Annotated in this window: 18 protein-coding genes and 1 tRNA gene; 10 read left to right on the forward strand and 9 right to left on the reverse strand. The window is 63.9% G+C overall.

Going from position 1 to position 14,940, the window contains the following annotated elements:
- Position 1 precedes the first annotated feature (1 nt).
- The 4 genes from K3178_RS00305 to K3178_RS00320 all read right to left on the reverse strand — a co-directional run bounded on the left by K3178_RS00305 (position 2) and on the right by K3178_RS00320 (position 2,669).
- Positions 2–1,198, reverse strand: a complete 1,197-nt coding sequence (locus K3178_RS00305) for a GGDEF domain-containing protein (RefSeq protein WP_221569412.1) — start codon at positions 1,196–1,198, stop codon at positions 2–4.
- Positions 1,199–1,339: 141 nt separating this feature from the next.
- Positions 1,340–1,585 carry a DUF2171 domain-containing protein gene (locus K3178_RS00310; RefSeq protein WP_221569413.1) on the reverse strand — a complete coding sequence of 82 codons (246 nt, stop codon included), beginning with the start codon at positions 1,583–1,585 and terminating at the stop codon, positions 1,340–1,342.
- 103 nt (positions 1,586–1,688) lie between these two features.
- Complete coding sequence (locus K3178_RS00315; protein ID WP_221569414.1) at positions 1,689–2,225, reverse strand: DUF6714 family protein; 537 nt, start codon at positions 2,223–2,225, stop codon at positions 1,689–1,691.
- A 204-nt stretch (positions 2,226–2,429) separates the two neighbouring features.
- Positions 2,430–2,669: a hypothetical protein gene (locus tag K3178_RS00320; RefSeq protein WP_221569415.1), complete on the reverse strand. Its 240-nt coding sequence runs from the start codon at positions 2,667–2,669 to the stop codon at positions 2,430–2,432.
- A 205-nt stretch (positions 2,670–2,874) separates the two neighbouring features.
- Here K3178_RS00320 and K3178_RS00325 point away from each other — a divergent pair, with 205 nt between their 5' ends.
- Entirely contained in the window at positions 2,875–3,933 is a 1,059-nt protein-coding gene (locus K3178_RS00325; RefSeq protein ID WP_221569416.1) for a ribonucleotide-diphosphate reductase subunit beta, read from the forward strand.
- Positions 3,934–3,960: 27 nt separating this feature from the next.
- Here K3178_RS00325 and K3178_RS00330 read toward each other — a convergent pair whose 3' ends face one another.
- Positions 3,961–4,548 (reverse strand): thermonuclease family protein, encoded by a 588-nt coding sequence (locus tag K3178_RS00330; protein WP_221569417.1) that lies wholly within the window; start codon positions 4,546–4,548, stop codon positions 3,961–3,963.
- An 89-nt stretch (positions 4,549–4,637) separates the two neighbouring features.
- Here K3178_RS00330 and K3178_RS14080 point away from each other — a divergent pair, with 89 nt between their 5' ends.
- Complete coding sequence (locus K3178_RS14080) at positions 4,638–5,111, forward strand: DUF1294 domain-containing protein (RefSeq protein WP_247713467.1); 474 nt, start codon at positions 4,638–4,640, stop codon at positions 5,109–5,111.
- 185 nt (positions 5,112–5,296) lie between these two features.
- On the opposite strand, the gene K3178_RS00345 is transcribed toward K3178_RS14080, so the two are convergent.
- Positions 5,297–5,752 carry a DUF4870 family protein gene (locus K3178_RS00345; RefSeq protein WP_221569418.1) on the reverse strand — a complete coding sequence of 152 codons (456 nt, stop codon included), beginning with the start codon at positions 5,750–5,752 and terminating at the stop codon, positions 5,297–5,299.
- 112 nt (positions 5,753–5,864) lie between these two features.
- Here K3178_RS00345 and K3178_RS00350 point away from each other — a divergent pair, with 112 nt between their 5' ends.
- Positions 5,865–6,401, forward strand: a complete 537-nt coding sequence (locus tag K3178_RS00350; RefSeq protein ID WP_221569419.1) for a DUF4440 domain-containing protein — start codon at positions 5,865–5,867, stop codon at positions 6,399–6,401.
- A 3-nt stretch (positions 6,402–6,404) separates the two neighbouring features.
- On the opposite strand, the gene K3178_RS00355 is transcribed toward K3178_RS00350, so the two are convergent.
- Positions 6,405–7,043, reverse strand: coding sequence for a hypothetical protein (locus tag K3178_RS00355; protein ID WP_221569420.1), 639 nt, complete (start codon positions 7,041–7,043; stop codon positions 6,405–6,407).
- A gap of 105 nt (positions 7,044–7,148) precedes the next feature.
- Here K3178_RS00355 and argB point away from each other — a divergent pair, with 105 nt between their 5' ends.
- From argB to K3178_RS00380, 5 genes are all read left to right on the forward strand, one after another.
- Positions 7,149–8,039: an acetylglutamate kinase gene (gene argB / locus K3178_RS00360; protein ID WP_221569421.1), complete on the forward strand. Its 891-nt coding sequence runs from the start codon at positions 7,149–7,151 to the stop codon at positions 8,037–8,039.
- Between the two features lie 78 nt (positions 8,040–8,117).
- Positions 8,118–8,402, forward strand: coding sequence for a YggT family protein (locus K3178_RS00365; RefSeq protein ID WP_345719823.1), 285 nt, complete (start codon positions 8,118–8,120; stop codon positions 8,400–8,402).
- Positions 8,399–9,292, forward strand: coding sequence for a bifunctional methylenetetrahydrofolate dehydrogenase/methenyltetrahydrofolate cyclohydrolase FolD (folD, locus tag K3178_RS00370; protein WP_221569422.1), 894 nt, complete (start codon positions 8,399–8,401; stop codon positions 9,290–9,292). Before K3178_RS00365 ends, folD begins: the two co-directional genes overlap by 4 nt.
- Positions 9,293–9,964 (forward strand): hypothetical protein, encoded by a 672-nt coding sequence (locus K3178_RS00375; protein ID WP_221569423.1) that lies wholly within the window; start codon positions 9,293–9,295, stop codon positions 9,962–9,964.
- Complete coding sequence (locus K3178_RS00380) at positions 9,961–10,584, forward strand: MarC family protein (RefSeq protein WP_221569424.1); 624 nt, start codon at positions 9,961–9,963, stop codon at positions 10,582–10,584. The genes K3178_RS00375 and K3178_RS00380 overlap by 4 nt, the downstream gene beginning before the upstream one ends.
- 204 nt (positions 10,585–10,788) lie before the next feature.
- Here the strand turns inward: K3178_RS00380 and K3178_RS00385 are convergent, their stop codons facing one another.
- Together K3178_RS00385 and K3178_RS00390 are read right to left on the reverse strand one after the other, a co-directional pair.
- On the reverse strand, positions 10,789–11,400 hold the full coding sequence (locus K3178_RS00385) for an LON peptidase substrate-binding domain-containing protein (protein ID WP_221569425.1): 612 nt from the start codon (positions 11,398–11,400) through the stop codon (positions 10,789–10,791).
- Positions 11,401–11,407: 7 nt separating this feature from the next.
- On the reverse strand, positions 11,408–12,331 hold the full coding sequence (locus K3178_RS00390) for a tetratricopeptide repeat protein (protein WP_221569426.1): 924 nt from the start codon (positions 12,329–12,331) through the stop codon (positions 11,408–11,410).
- Between the two features lie 195 nt (positions 12,332–12,526).
- On the opposite strand from K3178_RS00390, the gene K3178_RS00395 reads away from it, so the two are divergent.
- Positions 12,527–12,601 (forward strand) — tRNA-Gly (locus K3178_RS00395).
- A gap of 117 nt (positions 12,602–12,718) precedes the next feature.
- Complete coding sequence (locus K3178_RS00400; protein WP_221569427.1) at positions 12,719–14,926, forward strand: TonB-dependent receptor; 2,208 nt, start codon at positions 12,719–12,721, stop codon at positions 14,924–14,926.
- The last annotated feature ends 14 nt before the right edge of the window (positions 14,927–14,940 follow it).

Consider the following 14,940-nt stretch of genomic DNA (forward strand, 5'->3'; position numbering starts at 1 on the left):
GTCAGGCCGCCAGCCTGTGCCGGTTGCGCCCGTCGCGCTTGGCTTCGTAAAGCGCCTTGTCCGCGCGCTTGAGCAGGTCCGATAGCTGCGGCTTGCCCTCGCCCTCGTGCAGCGCGATGCCGATACTGGTGGTGCAACTGATCGCAGCCGGCGAGCCGCCGTGCGCCATCTCGATGCGTTCGACGCCCAGCCGCAGTTCCTCGGCCACTTCGATCGCTTCGTTTGGTTCGTTTGCGCGCAGGACCACGACGAATTCCTCGCCGCCGAAGCGCGCAGCCAGCCCGCCATGGGCTCCGGCCGAATGACGCAGCACTTCGGCAACCGCCTGCAGGCACTTGTCGCCGGCGTCATGTCCCCAGCGATCGTTGAAGTCCTTGAAATGGTCGAGGTCCATGAGGAGCAGGGCGGTGTGGCCTGGCCCCTCCTCGGCGGTGAGGGCATAATCCCGCTTGAACGCCAGTTCCGCCCAGCGCCGGTTGGCGAGATTGGTAAGCGGGTCCTGCATCGAGAGTTCGGTCAGGCGCCGGTTGCTCTGCTCGAGCTCGGCGGCGCGGTCCTCGGCCTCGAGGGTGAGCAAGGCAGTCCAGCGCTCGAGCCAGCGTACCCTGCGCGCCAGGACACCTCCGCCCAGCGCCACCAGGACAAGGATCGCCAGGAAAGTCTGGGAGAATTCGAAATCCTCATGCAATTCGAGGGTAAGCAGCGCGCATGGGATAACGACACCGGCAAGGAACAGCACGATGCCAAGCCGCCCGAACGGCAGGAGCGGCACCGCAATCCCCAGCAAGGCGACGACGCCCAGCGCCATGAAGGCGTTTGCAGGCGGCGGGGCGAGCGAGCTGGCGTAGATGAGCGAGAGCGAGAACACGCATAGCGACAGGCCGAGGAAGAACTTGAACTGCCGCATTCTTTCACGCGGCGTCAGGAAAGCAGCCAGTTGGACCGGTAAAGTGGCGCCCAGCCGCAGAAGCGCAACCTGGCCGAGATGTTCTGGAATGGTGAGGGCATCGACGACCAGCGAGAACACGGCGACCAGAAAGCCGACGATCAGCACGAAGCGCCCCTCGCGATATTGCCGATCGTCTACAGCGGCCTGAAGCTCGGCGCGCAAATGCGCAGGACAGGGAACGGGCTTGCCCATCCACCAATCCAGAAGTGTGGCCTCCTTGCCGCGCTCCGGTTTTTGCGCCCGTTCCATCGTTCTGTGACCACACTATGACATTTGCCGGCCCAAGCAAACGATAGCGCGAGGGTCGCGCCATATTGGATGCGAAACGCCCCGCCCTCCGGGTAGGAGAGCGGGGCTTTCGACAGTCCGGACCAATTCCGGATATCGGCGTTATGCGTCTTCCATGACTGCCTTGTTGCCAAGACCTTCAGGGATGCGTGCGCCTTCCTTCAGATAGACGCGGTTATCGTCGATCTTCTCGACGTCATCGAGCGAAAGAAAGTGGTGCATGGAATCCGAGCTGTCCGACTTGGTCAGCTTGATGGCATCGTCCTGTACGTGGTCGACGGTGCCGACATGCTGTCCGCGACAGTCGGTGACTTCCATATGTTCCTTGATGCGTAGTTTCTCAAACATGTAAAACCCTTTTGTTTTAAGTTGGTTACACGTAATCAACGGGTCGTACGCCTATTCGGTCCACGCTTCGGCGAGAGTAGGGCACGCCTCGGAGTGCGCGCGGTCAAAGCCGGTCGGGACGAGCCGCGCGCTTGTACCAGTAGAAAGCCAGCGCCTCCTCGATGCCGTGGTCAAGATCGTCGACATCCTGCTCGCGGCGCCATTCGAGGTAGTGGACGACTGCGAGGACCTGCGCTTGTGTCAGCGAAGCCCAGCGTCGCTTTGTATATTCGGTCCAGGTCGCTTCCTTGCGCGGCCAGATGCGCGCTTCCTGTGTGCCGACGGTAAAGCCGTGGGTGAGCTGGAAGGTCGGATCGCTGGTCATCAACTGGCCGCGCAGATCCGCGACCAGCCATGCAGGGAGGTAGAAGCACACGGCTTCGTCGGACAGGAAGGAGAGCGCCGATGCCCAGCCATTGGCCGCCTGGTCGACCCACTGGCCTTCGAGCGCGGTCCAGTCTTCCTTGTCAGCAAAGGCCTCGGCGGTTTCGTAGGGCTCTTCGCCCTGGGTCGAGTTTACCAGCGGATCGAAGACATGCGGGCGCTTGGCCGGGAAGGCGGCGTATATCTCGGCAATAAGTGCTTCGGTCGTCCGTGACATCTCGCGTGGTGATGCCTGCCGCCGCCCTGTAGTTCAATCCCACCCTCAAGGAGCGCAAGGCGCGGTAGGGCAAAAAGGAACTCGATAGGGCCGCAAAAAAGATGACGCCCCGCCAACAGGAGACGGGGCGTCGGGGTTGCGAGACTTGCCCGCAAAAAGGGGAAACCGAACAAGTTCGCTTAGCCCCGTACTGTGAAACTCGTGTCAGTCCTCGGCGGAGGGTTGCCCGCTCTCGGCCGCATCCTGCTCCATCTGGCCTTCTTCGTTGCGCGCATTGCCATAGCCCTGCTGCGCTTGGGCCTGGCCCAGCTTGTTGATATTACCGGGTTGGTTGACCTCGTACTGGTCGTATTCCGGGCGCGGGCCACCGACCTGTGCGGCGAGTGCCTGCTGCTGGTTACCGGGCTGCGCGCCCTCGCCCTGCGGGCGGTCGCTGCTGGCCATGATCGTTCTCCACGGTGTAATTTCGTTGCGACCCTAGAACGGCTGAAACAGCGTCCACGTTCCGCAACTCGTCGCACGCGCGGGGCGGTTCCTGCCCATCGCCGAGTTTTCCAGTCTTATCCCCGCCGAATCATCCCCCCTTGCCTTCGATTCGCAGTCATGATTCCCTATATGAGTCGCTGAACACGAACGCCGGAGACACTATATGTCGTTGCTCGAAGCCAGAAAGACCTACAAGCCCTTCGAATATCCCTGGGCCTATGAGTTCTGGAAGCGCCAGCAGCAGATCCACTGGATGCCGGAAGAAGTGCCGCTGGGCGAAGACTGCCGCGACTGGGCGCAGAAGCTGACCGAGCACGAGCGCAACCTGCTCACCCAGATCTTCCGCTTCTTCACCCAGGCCGATGTCGAGGTGCAGGATTGCTATCACGACAAATACGGCCGCGTGTTCAAGCCGACCGAAGTGAAGATGATGCTCACCGCCTTCTCCAACATGGAGACGGTGCACATCGCGGCCTACAGCCATCTGCTCGACACGATCGGCATGCCCGAAAGCGAATATTCCGCCTTCCTCGAATATGAGGAAATGGCCGACAAGCACAATTACATGCAGCAGTTCGGCGTCGACAGCGACGAGGACATCGCCCGCACGCTCGCCATGTTCGGCGCGTTTACCGAAGGCATGCAGCTCTTCGCCAGCTTTGCCATGCTGATGAACTTCCCGCGCTTCAACAAGATGAAGGGCATGGGCCAGATCGTCAGCTGGTCGGTGCGCGACGAGAGCCTGCACTGCGAAGGCATCATCCGTATGTTCCACGAGTTCGTGCGCGAGCGCGACTGCCTGACCAAGGCGGTCAAGGAAGACATCATCGACATCTGCCAGAAGACGGTGCGGCTGGAAGACAACTTCATCGACCTCGCCTTCGAGATGGGTCCCGTGTCCGGCATGACGGCGAAGGATATCAAGAAGTATATCCGCTACATCGCCGACTGGCGCCTGGGGCAGCTGAACCTCGACCCGATCTACATGGTCGACGACCACCCGCTCCCCTGGCTCGCCCCGCTCCTTAACGGTGTGGAGCACGCCAACTTCTTCGAAACCCGCGCGACCGAGTATTCGAAGGGCGCGACCAAGGGCAACTGGAACGACGTGTGGTCGAGCTTCGACAAGCGCCAGAAAGCCAAGGCCGCGAACGAGGAAGAGGCCGAGACCGACGGCCCGGGCCTGTTCGAGGACGGCGAGGGGGCTGTGGCTGCGGAGTAGGCTGTCGGGGCGAAAAACAACAGCCCCTCAACACCACTCGCGCTTCTGCGCGCCCCAACCCATTTCCTCGGCCAGTCCCGCAGCGATCATGTGCTCCGCCAGCAATTCCTCGCCCCGCCGCGCTTCGCGTAATTCGCGGCCGTAGCGGTCGTAGGGTGGCTCGGAGCCGCCGGTCCAGCTGAAGCGGCCCTTGATCAGCCAGGTAAGTAGGGCATCGCGCGCCTGCATCGCCTTGGCGCGCTCGGCATCGCAGGGGCCGTCCATCTCGGGCGCATCGTAGCCGGTCAGCCGCACGCGGCGCTTGCCGATGGCCACCGTGTCGCCGTCGATCACGCAAGGCGCACCCCATTCCTGCTCGGGGCAGAGGCGAAAGTCCAAGGCGACCTCGACCAGTTGCTCAGGATGTTCCGGCTCGCGCAGGCGGTCGCCGAGGATCAACCAGAGCGTGACCAGCACGACCAGCAGCACCCACGGGGCAGATTTCTTGAAGGCCTGCCACCGGCCATGCCCGCCACCGCGCCGCCGCCTGCCAGCCGTCCACTTCGCATTGCGAACCTTTGGCCGGTTGGGCTTCGGCTTGCGGCGATAGGCAGGAAGGCGGGGCTTGCGCGGCATGGCCCTTTGCATAGTCCCGCTCCATGGTAAGTGGAACTGCAGTGATCCCAATGATATGGCTTGCGCCGGTCTTTCGGGGGGGGGAGGCGATGGTCGAATTGCTGGTCTATTACCTGATCGCCGTGAACCTTGGCGGATTTGTAGCCTTCGGGCTGGACAAGGAATTTGCCGAAACAGGCTCGTGGCGGATCAGCGAAACTACGCTGCTGGCATTCGCATTCCTCGGCGGCTGGCTGGGGGTGCTCGCCGGACGGAAAGTGTTCCGCCACAAGACGCGCAAGCAAGGCTTCGGCAGGGTGCTAGTGAGAGTTTTCGCAGCGCAAATGGTCTTGGTGGTAATGCTCGGCCTGTTCATCTGGAATCTCTCCACAACGCCCGGCAACATTCTTTTCGAATCCGAGGAGGAGACTGCCGCGCGGCTCGCTATCGAACGCTCTGTCACTTACGAGGGCTGCAACGAGGTTCGCGCACAGGGCAAGGCACCGCTTTACCGCGGGCAGCCCGGCTACGGGGAGCATATGGACGGCGATGGAGACGGCATAGCCTGCGAGCCGTACCGCTGAAGCGCAGCAGCATGCTTTCCTACTCGCAGCTGCGCGTGCCAGACTGCTCGCATGGCCACACCAAAACGGCCCGCATCCCCTCCGGACGCGGGCCGATTTGTATCTGGCGGGATTTTGTCCGCCAAGGGTATGGTCCATGTGTTCTATCCTGTCGGAGTGCGCGGGTGGCACTCCAACCGGACGGGTCAGAAGCCCAGCGTCTGCGGATTGGGCATCGGCTCGCGCCTCTGGGCGCGCATCAGGCTGAAGACGCTGCGCGCGCCGAACCAGATCGCGATAAGCGGGAACAGCAGGATGCCGATGAAGATCACGCTCAGCACCATCGCCACGATCCCGGCGAGGAAGGAGAACCAGAAGGTCCGGATGAGGTAGGTGTAATGCGAGGCCACCCACGCTTCCTCGTTGCGGTCGCCCTGCCAGACATGGGCGAGCACCACGCCGATGAGGCCGGTGATGCCGGTCAGGAAGCTGGCGAGGTAGAGGATGGCAATGATCGTCGGCTTGTTGCTGTCGAAACCCTCGGCATTCGAGCGCTGCATCTCGCGCCGCGGCGTGGCGGAGCGATCGGGGTAACTGGCACGCTGTGGTCGCTCGCCCATCTGTGCGCGGTCGCCCTCGAGGCTGTTACGGTCGTCGGTCATGTCTTCTCCCTCCCTGTCCGTTCAGCCCAGACGATACCGCGCCAGGCGCGAAAGGCAAAGCTTGACCTGCAATGCTGGTGTCTTATGGGAATACTACACTTGAGGAGATGACATGAGTCCAATTGCCGCACTCTTGCTAGCGCAGACCGCCGTCGCCGATACGCCGCCTCCCATGCCGACCGGCGAGGACATGACCGCGCGCATCGAGGCCAATGACGCGCAGCTATTCTGGGGCTTCTTCGAAGGCTGCGATCCGGACGCGGTGGCAGCGCTGCTCCATCCCGACTATCGCATGGTGCACGACCTTGGCGGCCTCGTCTTCGATAGTGCCGATGCAATCGTGAACAGCTCGCGCGAGGATTGCGCCAGGCGCCAGCCGGGCGGCGAAAACGAGGGGTACAGGAACCGGCGCCTGCTCGTCCCGGGCAGCCGCACGATCAAGCCGCTCGGTAAATGGGGCGCGCTCGAGGAAGCGCATCACACCTTCCACGAATGGCGCGGCGAGGATATCGGCTGGGTCCAGACCGGCGGCGGGCGATACTTGCATGTCTGGCAGTGGATGCCCGGCGAAAGGCGCTTCCGCCTGCTGGAAAGCCTCAGCCTCGATCACGGCCCCGCGCCGCAATACCCGCCCGAGGGCGCGAAGTAGGTCTCACTCCCAGCCCCAGGCAGCGGGCGGCGGGGCGACGGGCTTGGTCGCGTCGAACTCGACGCGGAACAGGCGGGTCGGATCGTTGCGGCGGGTCAGCTGGTAGGCGAAACGCGCGCCTCTCGCGCCAGCCGGGTCGACCTCGACGCGCCAGACATTGGTGAGCGAGGCATCCAGCCCCTCGCGTTCGAACAGCGCGATCGAATAGGCATCGACGGGGAAGTCCTGCACCCGCGCGGTCCCGGCCGACAGCGTGTCGCCGCCATACTGGGTGACCGCGTCCTCCTCGCCATCCTCGTGGCGGTGATCGTGCTTGAGGCGCAGGCCGTCGGCGCTGCGGGTGACGATCCAGGTTCGGCTCCGGTCCCATACGGGCTCGTCGGCGGCTCCGAAATCCATGGTGTGGAAGGCGATGGCGGTGCGCGTGTCGCTGCACTCGGCCCAATGCGCGACCAGCCGGCGCTGCGGGAATGAAGCATCGCGCGCATCACTGCTGGCAAGCTTCCCGTCATAGGCCTTGCCGCAATGGCTCTGCAGCGCCTCCCAGAAGGCTTGCTGCGATGCTGGCAAGGCAGGGATGTCGGGAGCCGAAGCGCAGGCGGCGAGCGGCAGGGCGGCAAGGATCGTGAATGCTGTTTTCATTGCACCTGCCTAGCGCAGCTATGCGCGCGCGAACAGACGATAGGCTTTCCCACAGGCGGAGGGGAAGCTAGTGCAATGGCCCAACAGGGAAACGAAAGCACAGGCATGGATTTGAGCGACGCCAGCACCAAGGCACAGACCCTCATCGAGGCGCTGCCCTATTTCCAGCGCTATGCGGGCAAGAGCTTCGTCGTGAAATACGGCGGCAACGCCATGGGCGACGAGGATGCCGCGCGCGAGTTCGCCGAGGACGTGGTGCTGCTGAAGGCGGTGGGCATCAACCCGGTGGTGGTCCATGGCGGCGGCCCGCAGATCGGCGCGATGCTGGAGAAGCTGGGCGTGGAAACGCGCTTCGTCGACGGGCTGCGGGTGACCGACAAGGCGACGGCGGAAGTGGCCGAGATGGTCCTCTCCGGCGCCATCAACAAGGCGATCGTAGGTTCGATCGCGCGTGCGGGCGGCAAGGCGGTCGGCATTTCGGGCAAGGACGGCGGGCTGGTAACCGCGCGCAAGGTCGAACGGACGACGAAGGACCCGGAAAGCCATATCGAAAAGGCGCTCGATCTCGGCTTCGTGGGCGAGCCCAGCGCGGTCGACACGACGATCATCGAGACGGCGACGGCAGCGGGCATGATCCCCGTCATCGCGCCTATCGGCACGGGCGAGGACGGCCACACCTACAATATCAATGCCGATACGATGGCCGGCGCGCTGGCCTCGGCACTGGGCGCGGCAAGGCTGTTGCTGCTGACCGATGTCGATGGCGTGCTCGACAAAAAGGGCAATCTGCTCACCGACCTTACCCCGGCCGATATCGCTGCCCTGCGCGAAGACGGGACGATCAGCGGCGGGATGATCCCCAAGCTGGAAACCTGCGTCACCGCTGTCGAGGCCGGCTGCGAGGCGGCGGTGGTGCTCGACGGGCGCGTGCCGCATGCCATGCTGCTCGAATTCTTCACCGCGCGCGGCGCAGGGACCTTGATAAGCGCAAGCTAGGGGTGGCGGGGAACGCAGGCCTTTAGTAGAGGCCGATCAACGGGACTGCCAAAGCTCATCAAACGGGGTGCGACCCAAGTGCTGATTACCCTCTACGAAATCATCGCGATGATCACGAATGTCTTCGTGATGCTGATCATCATCCAGTTCATCATCGGCCTGCTGTTCGCCTTCAACGTGGTGGGCCGCAACGAATTCCTGATGGCGGTCTATGATGCCATCAACAGGCTGGTCGACCCGATCCTGCGGCCGATCCGCAACCTCATGCCGAACACCGGCGCGATGGACTTCTCGCCGCTCGTCCTGATCATCCTGCTCAACATCGTGCTGATCGTGTTGCGCAACATCATCTACTCCGTATGACCGCCGAACGGATCGACGGGAAGGCCTTCGCCGCCGGCCTGCGCGAGCGGGTCGGTGCGCATGCGGGCAAGTTCGCCTCGGCAACGGGGCGCAAGGCCGGCCTCGCGGTCGTGCTGGTGGGCGAGGACCCGGCGAGCCAGGTCTATGTGCGCAGCAAGCACAAGGCGACGGTGGAAGCGGGCATGGAAAGCTTCGAGCACCGGCTGCCTGCCGAAACCAGCGAGCTCGAACTGCTCAAGCTGGTCGAACAGCTGAACGCGGACGAAGCGGTCGACGGCATCCTCGTCCAGCTTCCCTTGCCCGGCCATCTCGACGAACAGGCGGTTATCGGCGCGATCAGTCCGGACAAGGACGTCGATGGCTTCCACGTCACCAACGCCGGTCGCCTCGCGGTGGGGCAGAGCGGCTTTGTGCCCTGCACGCCGCTGGGCTGCATGATGCTGCTCACCGACCGGCTGGGCGATCTGTCGGGCCTCGAGGCAGTCGTGATCGGCCGCTCGAACATCGTCGGCAAGCCGATGGCGCAGCTGCTGCTCGACGCCAATGCCACCGTAACCATCGCGCATAGCCGCACCAAGGATTTGCCCGCAGTGGTCAAGCGCGCCGATATCGTCGTCGCCGCCGTAGGCCGTGCCGAAATGGTCAAGGCCGAATGGCTCAAGGACGGCGCGACCGTCATCGATGTCGGCATCAACCGCCTCCCGCCTGCAGAGGGCGAAGAGAAGGGCCGGCTGGTCGGCGATGTCGACTATGCGGGCGCCGAAGGTGTGGCGAGTGCGATCACACCCGTGCCCGGCGGCGTGGGGCCGATGACGATTGCCGTCCTGCTGCGAAACACTCTGGTGGCTGCCTACCGCAACGCCGGTCTCGAAGTTCCGGAGGGGCTGTAAATGTATCGAGCGATCCTTGCTGCGACCATGGTCCTGGGGCTTGCCGCCTGCACGGCAGGCCCGCGCGAGCGCTACGGGCGCTTCATCCAGCCGGTCGCCAATCCGGGCAAGGTCGTGGCGACGGAAATCGCCTTCGCCCGCGCCGCGCAGGAGGACGGGCAGTGGACCGCTTTCGCCGAATATGCTGCCGACGGTGGCCTGTTGTTCGGGCGCAATGGCGCGATCGAAGCCAAGCCCTGGCTGAAGACACAGACCGATCCGCCCGCCGCCGTGGCATGGGAACCGCACCGCGTTTGGTCGAGCTGCGATGGCTCGCTTGCCGTAACGCAAGGGGGTTTCGTTGATCCCGACGGGCAGGTCGGGACTTTCAACACGGTGTGGCGACGCCAGAGCGACGGCGAGTACCGCTGGGTATTCGATTTCGGTTATCCTGAGGAGGAGGCGCCGGAGAAGCCCGAGATGATCGCGTCGAAGGTGGCAGACTGCGATGCGCGCCTCGCCTCTCCCGAAGTTCCTCAAGGGGCAGCGATGGCGACGTCGCTTGATGGCACGCTGGCGTGGAGCTTCCATCTCGTCGGCGAGGGCGAGCGACATTACGATGTATGGGTCGCGGGCGACGAAGGCTGGGAACAGGTCGTCGACGTCGCGCTTGCCGCTGACAGGCCGCAATGACCCAGCTTTTCCTCTCCGCCTTCATCACGCTTTTCGTCGTGATCGACCCGCCCGGCTGCGCGCCGATTTACGCCGGACTGACCAAGGGGGCGACGCAGGCGCAGCGGCGCAACATGGCGATCCGCGCGACCTTTATCGCGGGAATTATCCTGCTCATCTTCGCATTGTTCGGCGAGCAATTGCTGGGTGCGCTGCATATCGACCTCGACAGTTTCCGCATCGCGGGCGGGCTCATGCTGTTCTGGATCGCCTTCGAGATGGTGTTCGAAAAGCGTACCCAGCGCCGCGAGGAGCGGGCGGAGAAAGTCGCCGCCACACCCGAAGTGGAAGACGTGTCGATCTTCCCCATGGCCATCCCCATGCTGGCAGGCCCTGGCGCGATTGCGGCGATCATGCTCCTGATGAACGAGGCGGACGACCTTACGCAAACCTTCACCGTGCTCGGTGCGCTTGCCGCAGTGCTGTTCATAACGATGCTGGCGTTGATCGCGGCAGGGCCCTTGTTGCGCCTTCTGGGCGACAAAGTGGAAGCGGCGATCACCCGCGTGCTCGGCGTGCTGCTGGCCGCGCTGGCGGCCCAGTACGTCATCGATGGCTTGCGAGGCAGTTTTAACATCTGATTTGCGAACCCGCCTCCGCGGGTTCGTCCTCGCTAGACGTGCAGCAAGCTGCACCCGCTGCGGGCGGGCGGTCGCCCTTGCCGGGCCTCCGCCGGCCCGGTTCCTGGTCACGGCAGTCAAAGGCCGACCGGCCGCCCGCAGGGGCCTGTAGCGAAGCGGAAGAATAGCCCCGAGGACGAACCGACGGAGGTCGGTTCGAAATAATTACTGCAAGGTGACGATCTCGTCCCCGTCGTCGCGCAGGGCGAAGAACTGCATCAGCTGGACCATCAGTTCGCAGCGGTCGGATAGCGTTTCGGCTTCGAGCAAGGCCTGCTTGGCCGCGCTGTCGAAGGGCGCGATCTGGGCGACGCCGTTGATCAGCGTCTCGTCGTCCAGCCGCTCGACCGAATCCCAGTCGACCGAATAGCCCTGCATCGCAGCAAAGCGCTTGGCTTCGAATTCAAACCCCGCCCGCTCGACGCTGGCGAGCACTTCATCTTCCGGGTCATCGATCATCTCGGCTTCGACCTGGCGGAAGGCGGTGGTGACTTCCAGCTCGCGCACGATGCGGAAGCGGGCCTCGCCTTCGAGCACGATATTGTAGCGCCCGTCTTCCAGCGCCTCGACATCGCCGATCCGCCCGAGGCAGCCGACCGCATAGAGCGGCGAGCCTTCTGCATTGCGCTGCGGCTGCACCATGCCGATCAGCCGGTCCTTGGCGAGCGCGCTGCCGACCAGCTCGCGATAGCGCGGCTCGAAGATATGCAGCGGCAATTGCAGGCCGGGGAACAGGATCGCGCCGGGCAGGGGGAAGATGGAAAGGCGTCTGGTCAAGCCGCGCTTACCCGAACAGCAGCTTCGAGAGGCGGCGACGGGTCGCCACTACCCAGGGGTCCTCGAGACCCACGGCGTTGAAGATATCGATCAGCTTGGTGCGCGCTGCGCCCTCGTTCCATTCGCGATCGGCCTCGATCATGGCGAGAAGCTCGTCCGCTGCCGCATCGCGCTGGCCCGCGGCAAAGGCGGCTTCGGCATAGGCGAGGCGCGCGTCCATGTCGGCAGGATCGGCAGCGGCCTTGTCGCGCAGCGCCGCCAGTTCGCCATCGTCGACCTTGTTACCGGCGAGTTCGAGCGCGGCCTTGGCGTTCTCGATCAGCGTGTCGCCAGCCAGTGCCGGGTTGGCCTCCACTGCTGCGAGCACGGCCTTGGCCTCCTCGACCTGGTCGGCCTGCGTCAGCGCGCGGATAAGCCCCGCATGCGCTGCGGCATTGTCGGGCGCCATCTCGGTGACCTGCGCGAAGATGCCAGCCGCGCGGGGCGCATCGCCCTCGGCAAGGATCTGCTCGGCCATGGCGATATACTGTTCGACCTGCTCGGCCATCTGCGCCTGTGCGCCGTCGGCATCGCCGCCCTGGACCGGAAGCTGGCCGAGGATCTGGTCGAGCACTTCTTTCAGCTGCGATTCGCTGCGCGCACTGGTCAAGTCGGCCACCGGCTGGCCCTGGAACATAGCATAGACGGTCGGGATCGACTGGACCTGGAATTGCGCGGCGATGAATTTTTCCTGGTCGACATCGACCTTCACCAGCACCACGCCCTTGTCGGCATATTCGCCCGCGACCTTTTCCAGCATCGGGGCGAGCGCCTTGCACGGCCCGCACCACTCGGCGAAGAAATCGAGGATGACGAGCTTCGTTATCGACGGTTCGACGACGTCTTTCTTGAACTTCTCGACTGCCTTCTGCTCGTCGATGCTCAAACCCATGCTCGCCACGTATGCACCCTTTCTTTGCGGAAATTCCTGTGCGCCCCATGTGGGCCTTGGAGCGCGAATGTGAAGGGGCGTAGGCGTTGATGCGCGGCGGGTCAAAAAAGTGCATTTTTTCGCTTGCGGGACTCAGGAGCCGTTGCTAGTTGCGCGCCTCCCCACCGAGCCATGCGGTTCGGCGAGCGTCAGTGAGCGGGCGTAGCTCAGGGGTAGAGCACAACCTTGCCAAGGTTGGGGTCGGGCGTTCGAATCGCCTCGCCCGCTCCATTTTCCTCCAGTCGAAATGTCGATCCAACCGCACCGCGGTTGCAATTCGTCGTGCGCATATGCGTTTCGTCGCGAAATCGCTTGCAGTCGGGCCTCGCCTCGCTATTTCGGCGCGTGATGTTGTATCAAACCGCACCGCTTCGCCGCAGCCTGGCTGCCTCACTCTCACTCATTGCAATCGCCGCCGCTGCTCCAGTGCTTGCGCAGGAACAAGCGGATGATCGCGAGATCGAAGTCGAAGGCGTTTCCGCCGAGGACGACCTCCATAACCGCCGGATCGGCGCCGATGGCACCATCATCGTCAGCGCGGAAGGCCTACGCCAGTTCGACCTGCTCGCCGGTGTGAGCGTGGTCGAGGCGGAGGAACTCGACCTCAACATGGATGGCCAGATCGGCGAAGTCCTCACCAGTATCCCGGGCGTCACCGCCACGGGCTTCGCGCCCGGAGCCTCGCGCCCGATCCTGCGCGGTTTTTCGGGCGAACGCGTCAAGGTCCTGGTTGACGGCATCGGGGCGATCGACGTCTCGAATACTTCTGCCGACCATGCCGTGTCGATCGACCCGCTGACCGCCGAAAGCATCGAAGTGCTGCGCGGCCCCGCCGTCCTTCTCTACGGTAGCCAGGCCATCGGAGGCGCGGTCAATATCATCGACAAGCGCATCCCGCGCCGCGTGCCTGCCGAAGACGTCCATATCGATGCGCTGGTGCGCGCAAACACGGTGGCGGACCTGCGCGAAGGCGGCGCTTCGCTCGACCTGCCCGTTGGCGGCGGTCTCGTCTTCCATGTGGACGGCGTCTATCGCGAAACAGACGATCTCGACGTGCCGGGTTACGTGCTTTCGCCCGGGCTGCGCGCCGATCTCCTCGCCGATGCGGCCGAGGAAGAGGAAGAGGGCGAGTTCGAGGAAGCCGAAGAACTGCGCGAGGCGGCCAATGCGCAAGACACGCTGTTCAACAGCGGTACCGAGACCTGGGCGGTCAACGGCGGCTTCGGGCTGTTCAGGGGCGGGTCGAACTTCGGCGTTGCCTTTGGCGTTTACGACACCTTCTACGGCGTTCCGATCCTGCCCGGTGCGCACCACCACCACGAGGAAGAAGGTGAGGAGCATGGCGACGAGGATCACGGCGAGGAAGAGGGCGAGGAGGAAGGTCCCGAGACCGTCAGCATCGGCCTGCGCCAGTATCGCGCCGACTTCCGCGGCGATATCCAGCTCGGCACCGGATTCTTCCAGCGCCTGAAGCTTCGGGCGGGCTATTCCGATTACACGCACACCGAATTCGAGGGCGATGAGGTCGGCACCGTATTCGACGTGCAGGGCATCGAAGCGCGTGCCGAGCTGCTGCAGAACCCCGATGGCGTGCTGCGCGGCTCGACGGGCATGCAGCTTTATATCCGCGATTTCGCGGCGGAGGGCGCAGAGGCCTATGTCGCGCCGAACGAGACCGAACAGTTCTCGCTTTTCACCTTGCAGGAATACGGCAATGGCCCGTTCCAGGTCGAAGGCGCACTGCGTTACGAAATGACCGATGTGAAGTCCGTCCCGCTCGGCGTTGAGCGCGATTTCGATGGCCTGTCGGGTGCGCTGGGACTGGTCTACGAACTGACCCCCAGCTTCCGCACCGGCGTGAACATTTCGCGCGTCTCGCGCGCGCCGAGCGCAGAGGAGCTATTCTCCGAAGGCCCGCATATCGCCACCCAGCAGTTCGAGATCGGCGATGTCGACCTGTCGATGGAAAAGGCCTGGGGCGTGGAGCTGTTCGCCCGCGGTAGCGTGGGGCCGGTGGACCTCAGCCTTGCCGCCTACCGCCAGTGGTTCGACGATTTCATCTATCTGAGCGAAACGGGCGAAGAAGAGGACGAGTTGCCGGTCTTCGTCTACCTTCAGGAAGGTGCGACCTATACCGGGATCGAAGGCGAGGTCGCCTGGACCTTCATCGACAGCGACGGTTTCGACCTGACCGCAGACCTGCGGGCATCCTACATCGAGGCCGAACTCGACAATGGTTTCAACGTGCCCCGCATCCCGCCGCTCAGCGTGCTGGGCGCTCTCGAGGCCGACGTGGACAATCTTACCTTGCGCGGCGAGGTGGAATGGTTCGACGACCAGAGAGACGTCGCCCCGTTCGAAACACCCACAGAGGGCTTTACCTTCGTCAACGCCTCGGCAATCTGGCGACCGCTCGAAAGCGAGCCGGCACTGGCCGTGATCCTCAAGGCGGAGAACATTTTCGACCAGACCGGCCGCCGCCATTCGAGCTTCACGAAGGATTTCGTGCCGTTGCCGGGCCGCAATTTCAGCCTCGCGGTGCGGATGAGCATCTAGGCATTTCGAAGGGG

The organism is Qipengyuania sphaerica, from assembly GCF_019711595.1.
Lineage (GTDB): Bacteria > Pseudomonadota > Alphaproteobacteria > Sphingomonadales > Sphingomonadaceae > Qipengyuania > Qipengyuania sphaerica.